Consider the following 14,836-nt stretch of genomic DNA (forward strand, 5'->3'; position numbering starts at 1 on the left):
TCATGGACTCGTCTGGCAACGCTCATGCACCAAAAAGATGCATTCAGGAAGCGTTCGATGCTGATGAGCACGCCAACAACCTGACGCGCTGGCAGCAGCAATACGACCAGTTAAGCCCTGGCCGATTCTACGGTCGGCTGGATGAAATCGAGCTGACCGGTATGCAGGTATTTAAAGAGCACACCGGCCAAGCACTGCGTCAAGACTGCTGCGTGTGGCCCAACTCGCTATGGATTGGCATACCGCCATTAACGCGAGGGTCGCGCATTAACGGACAGGCGCTGAACGTCGACGAGGTCATGTGTCGACCAGGCGGCCACGACTTTGAACTCGTCACCCCAGATGCGTTTGATATTTATGGTTTGGTGGTTGACTTGCCCACGCTGAATGCCGCCGCAGCGCAACAGGGCATTACGCTGGATGAGCGATGGCAGCAAGTACCGCGCCGCCATGTGGCCCATGACACCCTGAGTGCCGTCACGTTTTTGCTGGAAAAATTAGTGGTTAACCCGAAAGGCACAATTGCCGAACGAGTGCATCGAGATATTTTTTTGATGGCGCTGCTTGAATTACTGCAGGCCGAAAAGCCTTGCCAGGAAGCACCACCCAGCTATGCCCATCGAAAAGAAGTGGTCGACCGCGTTAAGCGTTACGTTGACGAACATCTGGAAGGGCCGGTCACCATGGAGGCGCTGTGTGAACTGACCCATGTCAGCCGACGCACGCTGCAGTACAGTTTCACCACCATTCTTGGCATCAGCCCGCTGCAGTTTTTGCGTCTTACCCGGCTCAACCGGGTAAGGCGGGCATTGCGGGCCGCAGCCCCTGACCAGTCGGTGACCGAGATTGCCACCTATTGGGGGTTCTGGCATCTGGGCCAGTTCGCCCATGACTACAAGCAACAGTTTGGTGAATGCCCCTCACAAACGCTGAGCGCCCATAAGCCAGCGTGCAGCAAACTGGTCGGCGGGTAGCGGCCGGTCGAAATAGTAGCCTTGCGCCTGGGTACACCCCATCGCCATTAGCGCTTCGGCCTGGGAGGCATGCTCAATACCTTCCGCGATCGTTTCGAGCCCCAAGGTGGTGGCCATGGCAATAATCGTCTCGACAATAACGCGGTCATTATCGCTGGTGAGCATGTCGCGAACGAACGAGATATCGATCTTGATTTTATCGGCGGCAAAGCGCTTTAAATAAGCCAACGACGAATACCCTGTACCAAAGTCATCAATAGCCAACCCCAACCCCTTGCCTTTCAGGGTTTTGGTCATGGCAATGGCTTTTTCGGGATTCACCATGATACCGCTTTCGGTGATTTCCAGGCTGAGCATTGAAGCTTCCACCTGAAACTGCTGACAGTAGTCCAGTAGTGACGTTACCAGATCACCGTCTTCAAACTGGTCGGCCGCAATGTTGATCGCCAACTGCCCCGGCAGCCGCAGGCCCTGTTGATGCCATTGCGCCAGTTGCCGACAGGCTTCTTCAATAACCCAGTTACCCAGCGCCACCATCATGCCGCGTTCTTCGGCAATGGGAATGAACCTGCCGGGTGAAACGACGCCTAGCTCTTCATCATTCCAACGGCATAACGCTTCCGCGCCGATTAACCGTCCATTGCGAAGGTCGACCTGAGGCTGAAAATGCAGGCGTAGCTGTTTTTCTGCAATGGCATTGGAAAGACGTTTGGCTATCTGCAACTGCTCAGCGACTTCGCACTCCATCCAGGGCTCAAAGACACAAACAGGCAGCTTTTGGCGCTTGGCTTGATACATGGCAATGTCGGCATCCTTCAGAAGATCCAAAGGCGTTGTCGCATGCCGAGGGTAAAGCGAGATACCCACGCTGACCGTGAGTTCGAAGGATTGCTGGTAAACGTTGAAAGGAGGCTCGATGCACTCACACAATCGTCGGGCATTTGCCAGTGCATCGGCCTCATCGCGAGCAGGGCAGACCACAACAAACTCATCACCGCCCAGCCGCGCCAGATACTCGTTGTACGTCAATGAGGCCGCCAAGCGACTTGCCACTTCTTGAAGGACGATATCCCCCAAATCGTGCCCGGCGGTGTCGTTGATCTCTTTGAAATGGTTAAGGTCCAGAATTAACAGTGCCATGCCCGGGGCTGAGGCGTCAGTGAGCACATGCTTAAGATGGCGCATGAAAGCCGCTCGGTTGGGTAACTGCGTGCCCGAATCATTAAAGGCCAATTGCCTTATACGGTTTTCGTCTTCCTGGCGCTCCAGCTCTGACGCGGCCCGGGCTGCAAATATCTGCAGCACATTACGTACGATGTCCACGTCGGCCAGCGGCTCTTTGAACATCACGCCAATAAGCCCCATGGGTTGACCATGGCTATTATCCAACCGCCTCCCTACATAACCATTGACCCAACTCAGCGCTCCGTTCGTTTCACCGGGAAGCATGATGGCGGCATCTTTATGGACAATGCACTCCTGTTCGGCCATTACCCTGTGGCAAGGCACCCCAGGCAGGTAATAGGCAAAATTTTCCTGGAGCTGGCCTTCTACATATAGCGTTAATGTACAAGCGAAATCGGTATCCTGTTCATCAAGCAACGCAATAAAACCGACTTCTGCCGATAAGGCCTCGGCCATGTGCACCGTGAGCTGATGAAGAAACGCCTCGCCATTACTGGCGGAAACAGCTGTCGCAATTCTTGTTACCGCATGCTGTATACGAGTTTCTGCTTGTTTTTGACGACGGCTATAGATGCCTAACGATACTTCATCAACCAGTTCTTCCAGCAACTGCATTTCATCGACGTTCAGCATGCCCGGCTGCCGATGATAAAGCGTCATTACGCCGTACTGCTTATCGGCATACTGAAGCGGCAAGGCAACGACCTGTTCAGCCCCCAACGCGCTTAGGGCCTGATTAACCCCTGAAGGCAACGTTTCATCATTGGGGCGCTCAATGACGATATAGCGATTATGTTGCAGGGCTCTCTCGGCCAGTCCTTTGCAGTAACGGGAAATAAAAAGCTGGGCGGGGCTCAGCCAGGAAGCGGCCTCGCCATCTTCATCCGCCATCGCCTCTATGGATAACGCCTCGCCTGATCCCATTTCAGGCGTTAATGCGGTAACCCAGGCGCCCGAATATCCGCCGACACTCACCGCCACGCTGCACGCCGCCTGCAGCAACTGCTGCTCGCTACCGGTATGCATTAATAAATCGTGCCGCCGGTTCATTAGCCGCAATGCGCGTTTTTTTCTGCGTAAACGTACTTGAACATTATCCTGGGTGAGTTGGCGGGCAAGTTCAGTGCCCCCCAATATCGCGATGACCCGCAAGATTTCTTCAGCGTAGGCAGGCAGCTCCAGCGGTGAGGAGTGCATGATGGCAAGCACTCCCTGGCAAGTGCCATCAGGTGCCTGCAGCGCCATGCCCCAATAGCCTTCAGCCGATAACGCCTCCAGCCGTGTGTCGTTCGGGAAGCGGTCGATTACCCCTGAAGGTATATGCCAGCGGGATAGCATCACGACCTGTTCGCAGGGCGTGTCTTTCACCGCGTACACATCCAGCTCGCTAAGCGCCCCATGGGTCCAGAAAGCCAAGGGTGTTGCGATACCGCGCTGAGAATCAAACCGTGCCAATAGCACATGGTCAACGCGCAGGATGTCCGAAAGTGCTTTTACCAGATGATAAAAAAAACTGTTTTCACTGACAGAGGTCAAGCTGTCAGCCAACTGCCTAAAAACCACTGGAGCCTTAGTAGAAGACATGATATTAACGCCTTGAAATCCGTCAGGTACGCCACGTCTGCTCGCCAAAGGCCGTATACGGCTGCGGTGTGATCATCCCTGAACCATTCGCTAGTAGAGTAAAAACTTCATGTATTACGTTATAAACCACAACCCGCCGCTTCCAACGGCAGGGCCTGCCCCCGCTTTGTGTCTAAATCTGCCTTTATCTCGGCATCATCCAATGACTACTTAAACACCTACGAAAACTTATAAAGAACGCGAAACTAGCTTTAATTTACCTCAAAAAAGCTAACTAAAAACACCAACCCTTACTTTTACTTAAATGATCAAAAAAATTAAATTTGCCATCTGCCGATTTTCCCGGCATATGGTGCTATCAAAAACTCTCTATCCTGCTCTATATCAACCCAAAAAGTTGATATTCAACCCAAACAGTCCTTCATGTCAATAGGTTGATCCTCAACCATTTAGGTCTATACGGAGGACACTGTGAACAAAACTGAACAGAAACGGCTAGCTAGCAACATTGGCAGAGCAATTGCCAAGCAGCGAATTCGCAGTCAGCTGACCCAGGAAGAAGTGGCTGAGCGCTTGGGCATTGGCAATGAAGCTGTCTCGCGGATAGAGCGTGGGAGAGTGATTCCCAACATCGTCCGACTGCTGGAACTGGCAGAAATCTTCAACTGCGAGGCCGCATTGTTATTAGGGCAAGCCAGCTTTCACCTGGACGACCAGGCAAGTCGCGTAAAGCATCTTCTGGAACCCCTCGATTCAAATGATCGCCAGCTTTTACTTGATATACTCGAAAACCTAACAAACCGCTTTAACAATAAAGGATAAACTAAAACCGGTAATAAAAATTCCATAAAAAGAATATTAAAAACCGGTTATCAGCATTTAAAAAACAACTTCATAAAACTGATGTAAAATCGTACCTGCCAAAAACACCACACTTGTTGGTGACCTCTACTCATTCGTGCTATAGGTAATTGATCGACGCTGCATGTCAGTGAGGGCATCTATGCTCAACACCGCCGCCTGGAACCGCATACGCTATACCGCCTATGCCCCCCTTTACGATGCGATTGCCAATCGTGCTTTTCGCAGGCCCCGTCGGGTGGCACTGGGTCAGGTGGACTGGGAACCTGGTATGCGCGTATTGCTGGTGGGTGCTGGCACAGGGTTAGACCTTCCTTTTATCCCTCGTGAGCTGGAAATTCATTTAACCGATCTGACGCCCGCGATGGTCAAGCGCGCCACGCGTCGTGCCCATCGCTATCAGCGCGATGTCACTTGCCATGTAATGGATGCTGAAGCGCTAACCTACCCAGACGAGCATTTCGATGTGGTCGTCATGCATTTACTGCTCGCGGTTATGCCCACACCCCAGCAAGGGCTGGCCGAAGCTTACCGTGTACTCAGGCCTGGCGGTCAACTGTGCGTGATGGACAAGTTCCAGCCCGACGGCCAGCCAGCTGGGATTAGTCGACGCCTGGCTAATATAGTGACATCCATACTCGCCACCGATATCACCCGCCAAGCGGCGCCATTGCTTACCCAGGCAGGGTTCCAGATCCGCCATGATGAACCGGTCCTGATGAACGGCTTGTTTCGTGCCCTGTTAGCCGCCAAACCCGAGTGACATGTCTCATTGCGACGCTATGTCGCCCTGTTTTACTGGTGCCTGCCACAACCCTCGCCTACCATGCGAGCTGACTTTTCTTACCCAGGTTCTGCCATGGCTCGGCGTTCTTTATTCAGCAAACCACTGATGTTGTTAATCAGTCGGCTGCACTTTTATGTTGGCTTGTTGGTGGGCCCGTTCATTCTTGTCGCGGCCCTATCTGGCATTGCTTATGTTATCAGCCCTGCGCTGGAAGCCTGGGTCTACCAGGACGCATTACAAGGCACCCAGCAAGGGGACGTGCAGCCGTTAAGTGCCCAGATTGCCGCAGCCCAAGATTATCTGGACAGCGCCTCCCCCGATGCGGTTCGCCCGGCCCCCGAACCTGGCGATACCACGCGTATCATGTTCAGCGACCCGGTACTTGGCCCCTCTCAGCACAACGCCGTTTTCGTTGACCCTGTTACCCTCAATATCACCGGTGAGGCCAAGGTTTACGGCACCAGCGGTATTTTACCGCTGCGCACCCAGATCGACCTGTTTCATCGCCAGCTTCTGTTAGGCGATACAGGCCGCCTTTACAGCGAGCTCGCGGCATCCTGGTTATGGGTGATGGCACTGGGCGGTATCGTGCTATGGCTCAACCGAAGACACGCCTTGAAAGCCAAACAGGGCCCGCGTCGACTTGCCAAACGTCATGCCACCCTGGGAGTGGTGTTGACCGCAGGGCTGTTGCTGTTTTCGGCGACGGGGCTGACCTGGTCGCAGTGGGCGGGCGGCAATATCGCCGAGCTTCGCCATGCCTGGGGCTGGAACACGCCCAGTGTCTCGACCGACCTGGCGGCTGGCGACACCACCCCGCAGGACGAACACGCCGAGCACCGGGGGCATGCCCAAACCGCTAACACTCAAGCCCCAGCTGTTTACCTGATTACCTTTGACCACGCATTACACGCGGCGCGGCAGGCAGGGCTTGAGGCCGACCGCCTGCAAATCACACCGCCGGCATCACCTGATCAGGCATGGCGCGTCGCTGAGATAGACCGTCGTTGGCCGACCCAGGTGGATGAGGTAGCACTGCATCCCCGCACCATGGCCGTTATCGACAGGACTGACTTCGCCACCTTTCCGTTGGCCGCAAAGCTGACACGTTGGGGAATCGACCTGCACATGGGGGTACTGTTTGGCACCATCAATCAACTTGTACTTGGCGTGCTCGCAGCGGGCATCGTTGTGCTGGTTGTGTGGGGCTATACCCTGTGGTGGCGACGGGTTTCCCGGTCAAGCGGACATCGCTTCCCCACCGTCAGCGAACCATGGGCTTTGCTGCCGCCAGGTACAAAGCTTGGGCTTGTCGGCGTTGCCCTTGCGCTGGGTATGGCCCTCCCGGTGCTGGGGGTTAGTTTGGCACTTTTTGCTTGCATCGACGCTTTGCGTTGGGCCGCCATAAAACGCCGCCAATCAATGTGCATACGCCCTAACACTCCCCGTTGACTATCACTTCCCGTGAACTCTAAAAGGTATCGTCATGCCCAAAGCTGCCGTCAAACGCTTTCGCCGCCTGCCCGACGACGAACAGTCGCGTATCATCGAAATGGCCTGGGAAGACCGTACGCCATTTGATGCCATTGAGACCCTCTACGGCCTTGCCGAGCCGGAGGTGATCGAGGTGATGCGCCACCAACTCAAACCGGCCTCGTTTCGTTTATGGCGCAAACGCGTCACTGGCCGGGCAACGAAGCATACCGCCCTGCGCTCGCCGGATGTCCTCCGCGGCTATTGCCCGACTCAATATAAGTGCTGACGACTGCTGATGAAGCGCTTGATGAAGACGTCAGAAAAACACATCTTTTTTTCATCACCTCTTTATTGTTATATTATCACATAACATAAAAGCATTTAGAGGTGGGCAATGACTGCGTTTTCTCCTTTACCCGTAACGGTGCTCTCGGGCTTTCTGGGTGCCGGTAAAACCACCGTGCTCAATCATATTCTGGCTAACCGCGAAGGTCGCCGTGTGGCGGTGATCGTCAACGATATGAGCGAGGTGAATATCGACGGTGCACTGGTGCGCGGTGGCCCTGGCGAATCGACCCTTGACACCGACGTTGCCTTGAACCGCTCACAAGAACGGCTGGTAGAGATGAGCAACGGTTGCATCTGCTGCACCCTGCGCAAAGACCTGTTGGAAGAAGTCAGCCAGTTGGCCAAGGAGGGTAAGTTCGATTATCTGGTGATCGAGTCCACGGGCATTTCCGAGCCACTGCCCGTGGCGGAAACCTTTACCTTTGAAGATGAGAGCGGTCAGAGCCTTTCCCACCTAGCGCGGCTGGATACGCTGGTGACTGTGGTCGACGGTGCCAACTTTCTTGAACAGTATCGCGAAGCGCAAAGCCTCGCCGAAGCAGGCGAACGCCTGGGTGAAGATGACGAACGCAACGTCGCCGACCTGCTGGTCGATCAAATCGAGTTTTGCGACGTACTGCTGATCAGCAAGACCGACCTGATCAGCGACACAGAGCTGGGCGCTCTCAAGGCCATTCTAAGCTCGCTGAACCCTGATGCTGAACTGGTACCGATTACTCGGGGAGGCGTGCCTCTGGATAAAGTGCTGGACACCGGAAAGTTCAGTTTCGAGCGCGCCCAACTGGCACCGGGCTGGCTAAAGGAGATGCGCGGCGAACACGTACCCGAAACCGAGGAGTATGGCATCGGCAGCTTTGCCTACCACGCCCGCCGCCCTTTCCACCCGCAGAAGTTTCATGACCTGCTCAATCAGGAGTGGTTTGGTAAAGGCCTGCTACGCTCGAAGGGCTTTTTCTGGCTGGCGACCCGGCCGCGCTACGCGGGCCAGTGGAGCCAGGCAGGCGGGATCGCTCACCACGGTATGGCCGGGGTATTCTGGAAAGCCATTCCTGAAGACCAATGGCCGGACGACCCAGAAACGCGCCAGTTTATTATGGACAAGTGGCAAGAACCGTTTGGCGACATGCGCCAGGAGTTGGTGTTTATCGGCCAGAGTCTGGATCAAGCCAGAATGCGCAAAGCGCTGGATGACTGCCTGCTGAGTGACGCAGAGTTACTCGAAGGCATGGAAGCGTGGAAGACGCTGCCCGACCCCTTCCCTGCTTGGGAATGACATACCGCTAGTGGTCAGCATTGCCTAAATGCCTTTCAGCCCACTGGCGCACCTCTGGGTAAGGCCGCTGTTCAAAAACCGCGAATCCGCTAAGGCCACGAGCTTTGAGCGGTGTGAATATCGGCATGGTTAAACCACACAGAAAGTGTGCCAGCCGCTGGGCACTGGGCGGCCGGCCAAACTGCGTGGTGTGGCGCTCAATCAACGGCGTGGCATAGCGCTGAAAATCAGCAGCGGTTAATTCGGGCGGTGGTGTGGCCTCCGGCAGTTTTACCGGATGGCCGTAACACACCGAGCAGTGGCCACAGCGGCCCTGTTCGGTGTCAGGTGGCGCATCAAAAGTGCTATCGCCAAAATGTTCGGCCAGCCGCCGCGTCAGACAACTCCTCGACTCAAAAAGCGCCAGCATCGACTGTAGCCGCTCGATCTCAAGCCGATCCCGATGGCGGCATTCATTAAATAACTGGCTCGCCAGCGCTTCAACGGAAAAAGTCGGCTGGAGCACCTCGTAGACATCGGTCATCCGCTTGCCTTCAAGGGTCAGCCAGCCTTTGTCCTGGAAGTACTCAAGGGCTGTGATCACTCTGCCGCGGGAGGCGTCAATCTGCTGGGCCTGCCCCGCACTGTGCAAGCGCTCAAAATCCACCGTTCCCCAGGTACGGGCGATGGGAATGTTATCGACCAGCAAACGCACCAAGGTCGCACGCTCACCTTGAAAGCGGCCCACCAGGGCCTCTGGCTCGATGTGATAGCGCAGCCGATACTCGGCGAGAAACGCAAAGCGCGGGGCGATAATGCCGTGCATCTCCAGCCGCACCAGCAGTGTCTTCAACGGCAGCAGGCGAATATTGGTGTCGCGGGAGAGCGTATTGAGCAGCACTTCCCACTGGCGGTCTGGCGATTGGCCTGCCGCAGCGATCTCTTCCAGCAGGCAATGAATGCCTGCGAATTCAGGCGTATCGCCGTAAACGAAGTTTTCCAGCACCCGCAAGCCATCGCGCCCCGCCATGGTTAGGCAGGTGGAAGGCAGGCCATCGCGCCCCGCCCGCCCGATCTCCTGGCTGTAGTTTTCGATGGATTTGGGCAGGTCATAGTGAACCACGTTGCGGATATCGTCCTTGTCGATGCCCATCCCGAACGCAATGGTGGCCACGATGCAGGGCGACTCACCGCGCATGAACTGGCCCTGAATCTCATCCCGCCGCTGGGCATCCAATCCCGCATGGTACGCCTGGGCGGCGATGCCCTGATCCGTCAGTGCGCTCGCCACTCGCTCAGCGGTTTGCTGCAAGGTGACATAGATAATCGTCGGTGCTTCGCGCCCCGGCTGCATCTGCGGTTTCAGCCACTCGATCAACTGCTGTTGACGATCCTCCATGGCGGGTGCCACCAGCAGCTCAAGGTTGGAACGGTAAAAGCCGGTGGTGATGACGTTATCCTGATCAATGGCAAACTTCTCACGCATATCGGCAATTACCGCGGGCGTTGCCGTAGCAGTGAGCAGCAGCACCTGGGGAATGGCAAAGTCCCGCTGGTAGTCCGGCAGCTTCAAGTAATCGGGGCGAAAGTTATGCCCCCACTCGGAAAGACAGTGGGCTTCGTCGACCACCATCAGCGAAATACGCACCTGGCGTAGAAAGTGGCGAAAGCGCTCATTCTTGAGCCGCTCCACCGAGATCATCAGGATTTTCAGCTCACCGCTTTTGGCGCGTTCCATGACATCCCGGGTGGTGTCGCGGTCCTGGGTGGAATCAATACTGGCCGCCGCCACGCCATGGCGGGTTAGAAAAGAGAGCTGATCCTGCATCAGCGCCAGCAGCGGCGACACCACCAGCGTCAAATGCGGCAGATGCAGCGCCGGGAGCTGGTAGCAAAGCGACTTCCCCGCGCCGGTGGCGAAAATCGCCGCCGTGGAGTGCACCGCCAAAACCCTTGTCACCACCGCCTGCTGGCCGCCACGAAAGTCGTCAAAGCCGAAGACGTCCTTGAGCGTTTGTTGCGGCGATGTCGGGGGCATGAACGTTCCTTGGCGGAAAAGTAAAACAGTTAGCCAGTAGCCTACCGTAAAACGTACCAAGCAGACTATCGGTGGACGTTACTCCCAGGCCGCACCTTCCAGTGCATCCAGCGGGATTTTCAGGTAGCGCTTGCCGTTGGCCTCTGGCGCCGGTAGGCGGCCACCTTGGGTGTTGACCTGTAGCGCGTGGAGAATCAGCTTGGGCATTGGTAGTTCGCTATCACGCTTGTGGCGCAGCGCAATGTAGTCATCCTGGCTTTTACCCACCAAGTGCGGGTTGTGCGCCCGCTGCTCGGCGACGCTGCTTTGCCACTCGGGCTCGCGGTCATCAGGCATATAATCGTGGCCGGTGAACAAGCGAGTTTGGTCAGGCAAGGAGAGAATCTGCTGAATGGAATCCCATAGCGCTTTGGCACTTCCACCGGGAAAGTCCGCCCTGGCGGTACCAAAATCCGGCTGGAACAGGGTGTCGTGCACGAAAGCCGCATCGCCGATTACATAGGTAATCGAAGCCAGCGTGTGGCCTGGCGAATACAGCACGCGGGCGTCCAGCTTGCCAATTTTAAACGTGTCGCCTTCCGCAAACAGCGTATCCCACTGACGGCCATCGGCGGGCATCTCCGGCCAGTGATAGATATCCTTCCACAGCGCCTGTACTTTAGTGACGTGCTGGCCTATGGCGGTGGGCGCGCCGGTTTTTCCCTGTAAATAGTGGGCCGCCGAGAAGTGGTCGGCGTGGGGATGGGTATCCAGAATCCAGGCGACCGAAAGCCCTTCTTGCTCTATATAAGCCAGTAACTTGTCAGCGCTAAAGGTCGCCGTTGCGCCTGATTTCTCGTCAAAATCCAGCACCGGGTCAATAATCGCGCACTGCTGGGTAGCCGGGTCGCTCACTACGTACTGAATGCTAAAAGTGCGGGGATCAAAAAAACCGGCGACATCCGGCGTGCCTTCTCCCTTGTGCCGGGAAAGCGCGAAGGTCTTCATGCTTATATCCTCAATGTTTACGCCATGCAATAAAGGTTATAAAGATAGCTGATTAAAGAATATAAGCAATAGCGCTCACTAAAACGCTTTTTCCAGCGCAAAACGGGGCTGGGTCTGGCCCTCTTTGGTGACTGTTTCCATAAACATCTCAAGCGGGCGCACCCAGAGACCGTAGTCGCCATACAGGGCACGATACACAACCAGCGCCTCTTCACTTTCGCTGTGCTGGGCAGTGCCGAGCACTTCGTAAAGGCTGCCTTTGTAATGACGGTAAATACCGGGGACGGGAGCGGTCATAAAGCTTCCTTTTGGGTCACTGGCTGGTTGGCTTTTTTGGCAAGACGCTCAAGCACCTTGGAGGCGGCGACAAAGCCAAAGGTGCCGGTCAGAAATGTGGCGGCACCGAAGCCCGAGGCACAGTCCAAGCGTGTAGCGTCGCCGCTGCCAGGCTTTTGCAGGCAGACTTCACCGTCGGCGCCGGGATAGATCAACTGCTCGTCGGAGTAGACGCACTCCACCGAGAAGCGCCGCTTGGGGTTACGGGAAAAGCCGTAGTCCCGGCGCAATCGCGAGCGCACCTTGGATAACAGCGGGTCGTGCTCGGTGCGCGTCAAATCAGCGACTTGAATACGTGTGGGATCGGTCTGCCCACCCGCCGCGCCGGTAACGGTAATCGGGATTTTGCGCCGCTTGCACCAGGCAATCAGCGCGGCCTTGGCAATCACACTGTCGATGGCATCCACCACGTGGTCAGCGTCATCAGGAATCCGCTCGGCCAAGTTGGTGGGTGTGACGAAGGCGGTGTCGGCCACAATCTCGATTTCTGGAGCAATCAAGCGGCAGCGTTCGGCAAGCACTTCCACCTTGGGCTGACCAATGGTGCCATCCAGGGCGTGAAGCTGCCGGTTGACGTTGGAGACGCAGACGTCATCCAGGTCGATCAGCGTCAGCTTGCCAATGCCCGAGCGCGCCAGCGCCTCGACTGCCCAGCTCCCCACACCACCAACACCTACCACCACCACGTGGGCATGGCGAAAGGCATCCGCGGCACGCTGACCATAGAGGCGGCGAATCCCGCCGAAACGAAAATCGTAGTCCGCAGACGACATAGTGTCTCCCACACTCATGTTAGAAGGGCGGATGGTGTGCCGACGGGCGGCGTGCGCACACTGTCCAGCGGCAGGTGACCCGACCAGCCAAGGTAATCAAGCAGCGTGCTCATGGTGTCATCCAAGGCACAGCCAAGCTGAATGCGCTTGTCGAACAGCGGATGGTCAAACGCCAGATAGGTCGCGGCCAGCAGCAACCGGGGAGCCCTTAGCTGTTCGGCAAAAAAGCGGTTGTGGACGCTTTTGCCGTGCTTGGCATCACCAATGATGGGGTAGCCACGCCGTGACAGATGGCGGCGAATCTGGTGGCGTCGCCCGGTCAATGGCCGCGCCTCGACCAGCGAGTAACGCGCCACGGGGTAACGGTCGACCTGCACCGGCAGTTCGACGCTATCCAGACGGCGAATATCGGTCATCGCTGGCATCGCGGGCATTTCCGCCTTGGGTCGGGTGCCATCCTCTTCCCGGAGCGGATAGTCCAAACGCTCACTTTCCGGCGCTTTACCGCGGACTACCGCCAAATAGCGCTTCTCCACCTGACGCTCGCTGAAGGCGTCGCTGAGCAGAGCGGCAACCTCGGAGGATAAGCCAAACACCATCACGCCTGAGGTGGGCCGGTCTAACCGATGCACCGGGTAGACGCGCTTGCCAAGCTGATTACGCAGCCGCTGAAGGAGAAATTCGGTTTCTCCACGCGCCAGTGCCGAACGGTGGACTAAAAGTCCTGACGGCTTATGTACCGCAACCAGATGCTCATCCTGATAGAGGATGTTGAGTGGCGTCATAACGCTCCTGGGTAATCATAACGGGTCACTATGGCAGGGTGCCATTGTCGCGGCTTGGCAAGGCGTTGTCATCCACACAATGGGGAAAGCCGTGGACGAAGAGATTGGCAGGTTAGCCTTCATGCAGCTACTTTAAGTAAGTACCTCATCGCGATAATTTCCATGGATCAGGAAAGGAGACATCATCATGCGTTATGCCGCAATACTCGGCGGTCTTTCCGCCTCTCTACTGCTCGTCTCTGCTGCTCAGGCTAACGACAGCATGGATGTAGGAATGCATAAAATCAGCCCCGACGGCATCGGCGAGTCCATCGGCAGCATCACGCTGGAAGACACTGAACATGGCCTGCTGTTGACGCCTGACCTCAGCGATCTGGAGACTGGCCCCCACGGCTTTCATGTACACCAGAACCCAAGCTGCGAGGCTCAGGAAAACGACAGCGGGCACATGACCGCGGGACTGTATGCTGGGGGCCATTATGACCCTGAAGAAACAGGCAGCCATAAAGGGCCCTACGAGGATGGCCACTTGGGCGATTTACCCGTGCTTATCGTGGATGAAGATGGCAACGCCACGCTGCCTGTCCTCGCGCCGCGCTTGAGTGTCGAGGATATAAAAGGCCGCAGCATCATGATTCACGAAGGCGGCGATAACTATTCGGATGACCCTGAAGCACTGGGTGGGGGCGGAAGCCGCGTGGGCTGCGGCATCGTAGAAGCCTCTGACGACAGTGAATAACGCTTGTAGCTTGTAGATAGCGGAAAGCAAAACGGGCGGCCAATGATGGCTGCCCGTTTTGCGTTGTGCGATTGGCTCAGTTGTTAAGCTGGCTCAATTCAAGCGATTACTCGTCGCCTGCCATCTGCATCTGGCGCTGCATATAATTCTGAATACCCACCTTGTCGATCAAGCCAAGCTCGGTTTCGATGTGGTCGATATGATCTTCTTCGTCAGCAAGCAGATCGCGCAGCATGTCGCGCGTTACGTAGTCTTTGACGCTTTCGCAGTAGGTAATGGCTTCAATATAGTCGTTACGGCCATCGTGCTCGATTTTCAGGTCACACTCGAGCATTTCCTTGACGTTCTCGCCAATGTGCAGCTTGCCCAGGTCCTGCAGGTTGGGAATGCCCTCGAGGAACAGGATGCGCTCAATAAGCTTGTCGGCGTGCTGCATCTCTTCGATGGACTCATCGTATTCCCACTTGGCAAGTGCTTGCAGGCCCCAATCTTTATACATTTTGGCATGCAAAAAGTATTGATTGATGGCGACCAGCTCATTGCCAAGTGCAATATTGAGATGCTCGATTACTTTCGGATCACCTTTCATGACGTCACCTTTTCTCTGTAATGCTGATAGTTTAGCAGGCTCTATCAAACAGTTACGCTAATGAAGGAGTATTGGCCATAAAAGGCGTACTCCCAGCCTTACTGGGAGTATAGAGATGAGGG

Annotated in this window: 14 protein-coding genes; 7 read left to right on the forward strand and 7 right to left on the reverse strand. The window is 56.0% G+C overall.

All coding sequences use genetic code 11. The features are described from left to right. The first annotated feature begins 2 nt into the window (after positions 1–2). Positions 3–974, forward strand: coding sequence for a helix-turn-helix domain-containing protein (locus tag BMX75_RS09925; protein ID WP_092827532.1), 972 nt, complete (start codon positions 3–5; stop codon positions 972–974). On the opposite strand, the gene BMX75_RS09930 is transcribed toward BMX75_RS09925, so the two are convergent. Then, positions 921–3,743 (reverse strand): bifunctional diguanylate cyclase/phosphodiesterase, encoded by a 2,823-nt coding sequence (locus BMX75_RS09930; protein ID WP_245748473.1) that lies wholly within the window; start codon positions 3,741–3,743, stop codon positions 921–923. The two genes, BMX75_RS09925 and BMX75_RS09930, sit on opposite strands and share 54 nt — an antisense overlap. A 471-nt stretch (positions 3,744–4,214) precedes the next feature. Between BMX75_RS09930 and BMX75_RS09935 the strand changes: the two genes are divergently transcribed. From BMX75_RS09935 to zigA, 5 genes are all read left to right on the forward strand, one after another. After that, entirely contained in the window at positions 4,215–4,565 is a 351-nt protein-coding gene (locus tag BMX75_RS09935) for a helix-turn-helix domain-containing protein (protein ID WP_092827534.1), read from the forward strand. Positions 4,566–4,746: 181 nt separating this feature from the next. Beyond that, positions 4,747–5,367: a class I SAM-dependent methyltransferase gene (locus BMX75_RS09940; RefSeq protein ID WP_092827536.1), complete on the forward strand. Its 621-nt coding sequence runs from the start codon at positions 4,747–4,749 to the stop codon at positions 5,365–5,367. Between the two features lie 96 nt (positions 5,368–5,463). Further along, on the forward strand, positions 5,464–6,843 hold the full coding sequence (locus BMX75_RS09945; RefSeq protein ID WP_092827538.1) for a PepSY-associated TM helix domain-containing protein: 1,380 nt from the start codon (positions 5,464–5,466) through the stop codon (positions 6,841–6,843). Between the two features lie 34 nt (positions 6,844–6,877). After that, positions 6,878–7,153, forward strand: coding sequence for a TIGR03643 family protein (locus BMX75_RS09950; protein WP_092827540.1), 276 nt, complete (start codon positions 6,878–6,880; stop codon positions 7,151–7,153). 108 nt (positions 7,154–7,261) lie between these two features. Next, positions 7,262–8,488: a zinc metallochaperone GTPase ZigA gene (zigA, locus tag BMX75_RS09955; protein WP_092827542.1), complete on the forward strand. Its 1,227-nt coding sequence runs from the start codon at positions 7,262–7,264 to the stop codon at positions 8,486–8,488. Positions 8,489–8,495: 7 nt separating this feature from the next. On the opposite strand, the gene BMX75_RS09960 is transcribed toward zigA, so the two are convergent. From BMX75_RS09960 to BMX75_RS09980, 5 genes are all read right to left on the reverse strand, one after another. Beyond that, on the reverse strand, positions 8,496–10,505 hold the full coding sequence (locus BMX75_RS09960; RefSeq protein WP_092827544.1) for a RecQ family ATP-dependent DNA helicase: 2,010 nt from the start codon (positions 10,503–10,505) through the stop codon (positions 8,496–8,498). A gap of 78 nt (positions 10,506–10,583) precedes the next feature. Beyond that, positions 10,584–11,492, reverse strand: coding sequence for an MBL fold metallo-hydrolase (locus BMX75_RS09965; RefSeq protein ID WP_092827546.1), 909 nt, complete (start codon positions 11,490–11,492; stop codon positions 10,584–10,586). A 78-nt stretch (positions 11,493–11,570) separates the two neighbouring features. Then, on the reverse strand, positions 11,571–11,789 hold the full coding sequence (locus BMX75_RS09970) for a DUF1653 domain-containing protein (protein WP_092827548.1): 219 nt from the start codon (positions 11,787–11,789) through the stop codon (positions 11,571–11,573). Continuing rightward, positions 11,786–12,601, reverse strand: a complete 816-nt coding sequence (gene tcdA / locus BMX75_RS09975; protein WP_245748475.1) for a tRNA cyclic N6-threonylcarbamoyladenosine(37) synthase TcdA — start codon at positions 12,599–12,601, stop codon at positions 11,786–11,788. The genes BMX75_RS09970 and tcdA overlap by 4 nt, the downstream gene beginning before the upstream one ends. Positions 12,602–12,615: 14 nt before the next feature. After that, positions 12,616–13,386, reverse strand: a complete 771-nt coding sequence (locus BMX75_RS09980; RefSeq protein WP_092827552.1) for a pseudouridine synthase — start codon at positions 13,384–13,386, stop codon at positions 12,616–12,618. Between the two features lie 187 nt (positions 13,387–13,573). Here BMX75_RS09980 and sodC point away from each other — a divergent pair, with 187 nt between their 5' ends. Next, entirely contained in the window at positions 13,574–14,125 is a 552-nt protein-coding gene (sodC, locus tag BMX75_RS09985) for a superoxide dismutase family protein (protein WP_092827554.1), read from the forward strand. Positions 14,126–14,231: 106 nt separating this feature from the next. Here the strand turns inward: sodC and bfr are convergent, their stop codons facing one another. Continuing rightward, on the reverse strand, positions 14,232–14,714 hold the full coding sequence (gene bfr / locus BMX75_RS09990; RefSeq protein ID WP_066321954.1) for a bacterioferritin: 483 nt from the start codon (positions 14,712–14,714) through the stop codon (positions 14,232–14,234). Between the last annotated feature and the right edge of the window lie 122 nt (positions 14,715–14,836).

Source organism: Vreelandella subterranea (assembly GCF_900111305.1).
GTDB lineage: Bacteria > Pseudomonadota > Gammaproteobacteria > Pseudomonadales > Halomonadaceae > Vreelandella > Vreelandella subterranea.

Excerpts from the sequence above, each read along its gene's own strand:
- bfr (WP_066321954.1), bottom strand. The coding sequence starts at position 14,714 with ATGAAAGGTGATCCGAAAGTAATCGAGCATCTCAATATTGCACTTGGC.
- BMX75_RS09970 (WP_092827548.1), bottom strand. The coding sequence starts at position 11,789 with ATGACCGCTCCCGTCCCCGGTATTTACCGTCATTACAAAGGCAGCCTT.
- BMX75_RS09925 (WP_092827532.1), top strand. The coding sequence starts at position 3 with ATGGACTCGTCTGGCAACGCTCATGCACCAAAAAGATGCATTCAGGAA.
- BMX75_RS09945 (WP_092827538.1), top strand. The coding sequence starts at position 5,464 with ATGGCTCGGCGTTCTTTATTCAGCAAACCACTGATGTTGTTAATCAGT.
- zigA (WP_092827542.1), top strand. The coding sequence starts at position 7,262 with ATGACTGCGTTTTCTCCTTTACCCGTAACGGTGCTCTCGGGCTTTCTG.
- BMX75_RS09930 (WP_245748473.1), bottom strand. The coding sequence starts at position 3,743 with ATGTCTTCTACTAAGGCTCCAGTGGTTTTTAGGCAGTTGGCTGACAGC.
- BMX75_RS09980 (WP_092827552.1), bottom strand. The coding sequence starts at position 13,386 with ATGACGCCACTCAACATCCTCTATCAGGATGAGCATCTGGTTGCGGTA.
- BMX75_RS09950 (WP_092827540.1), top strand. The coding sequence starts at position 6,878 with ATGCCCAAAGCTGCCGTCAAACGCTTTCGCCGCCTGCCCGACGACGAA.
- tcdA (WP_245748475.1), bottom strand. The coding sequence starts at position 12,601 with ATGTCGTCTGCGGACTACGATTTTCGTTTCGGCGGGATTCGCCGCCTC.
- sodC (WP_092827554.1), top strand. The coding sequence starts at position 13,574 with ATGCGTTATGCCGCAATACTCGGCGGTCTTTCCGCCTCTCTACTGCTC.
- BMX75_RS09940 (WP_092827536.1), top strand. The coding sequence starts at position 4,747 with ATGCTCAACACCGCCGCCTGGAACCGCATACGCTATACCGCCTATGCC.
- BMX75_RS09960 (WP_092827544.1), bottom strand. The coding sequence starts at position 10,505 with ATGCCCCCGACATCGCCGCAACAAACGCTCAAGGACGTCTTCGGCTTT.
- BMX75_RS09965 (WP_092827546.1), bottom strand. The coding sequence starts at position 11,492 with ATGAAGACCTTCGCGCTTTCCCGGCACAAGGGAGAAGGCACGCCGGAT.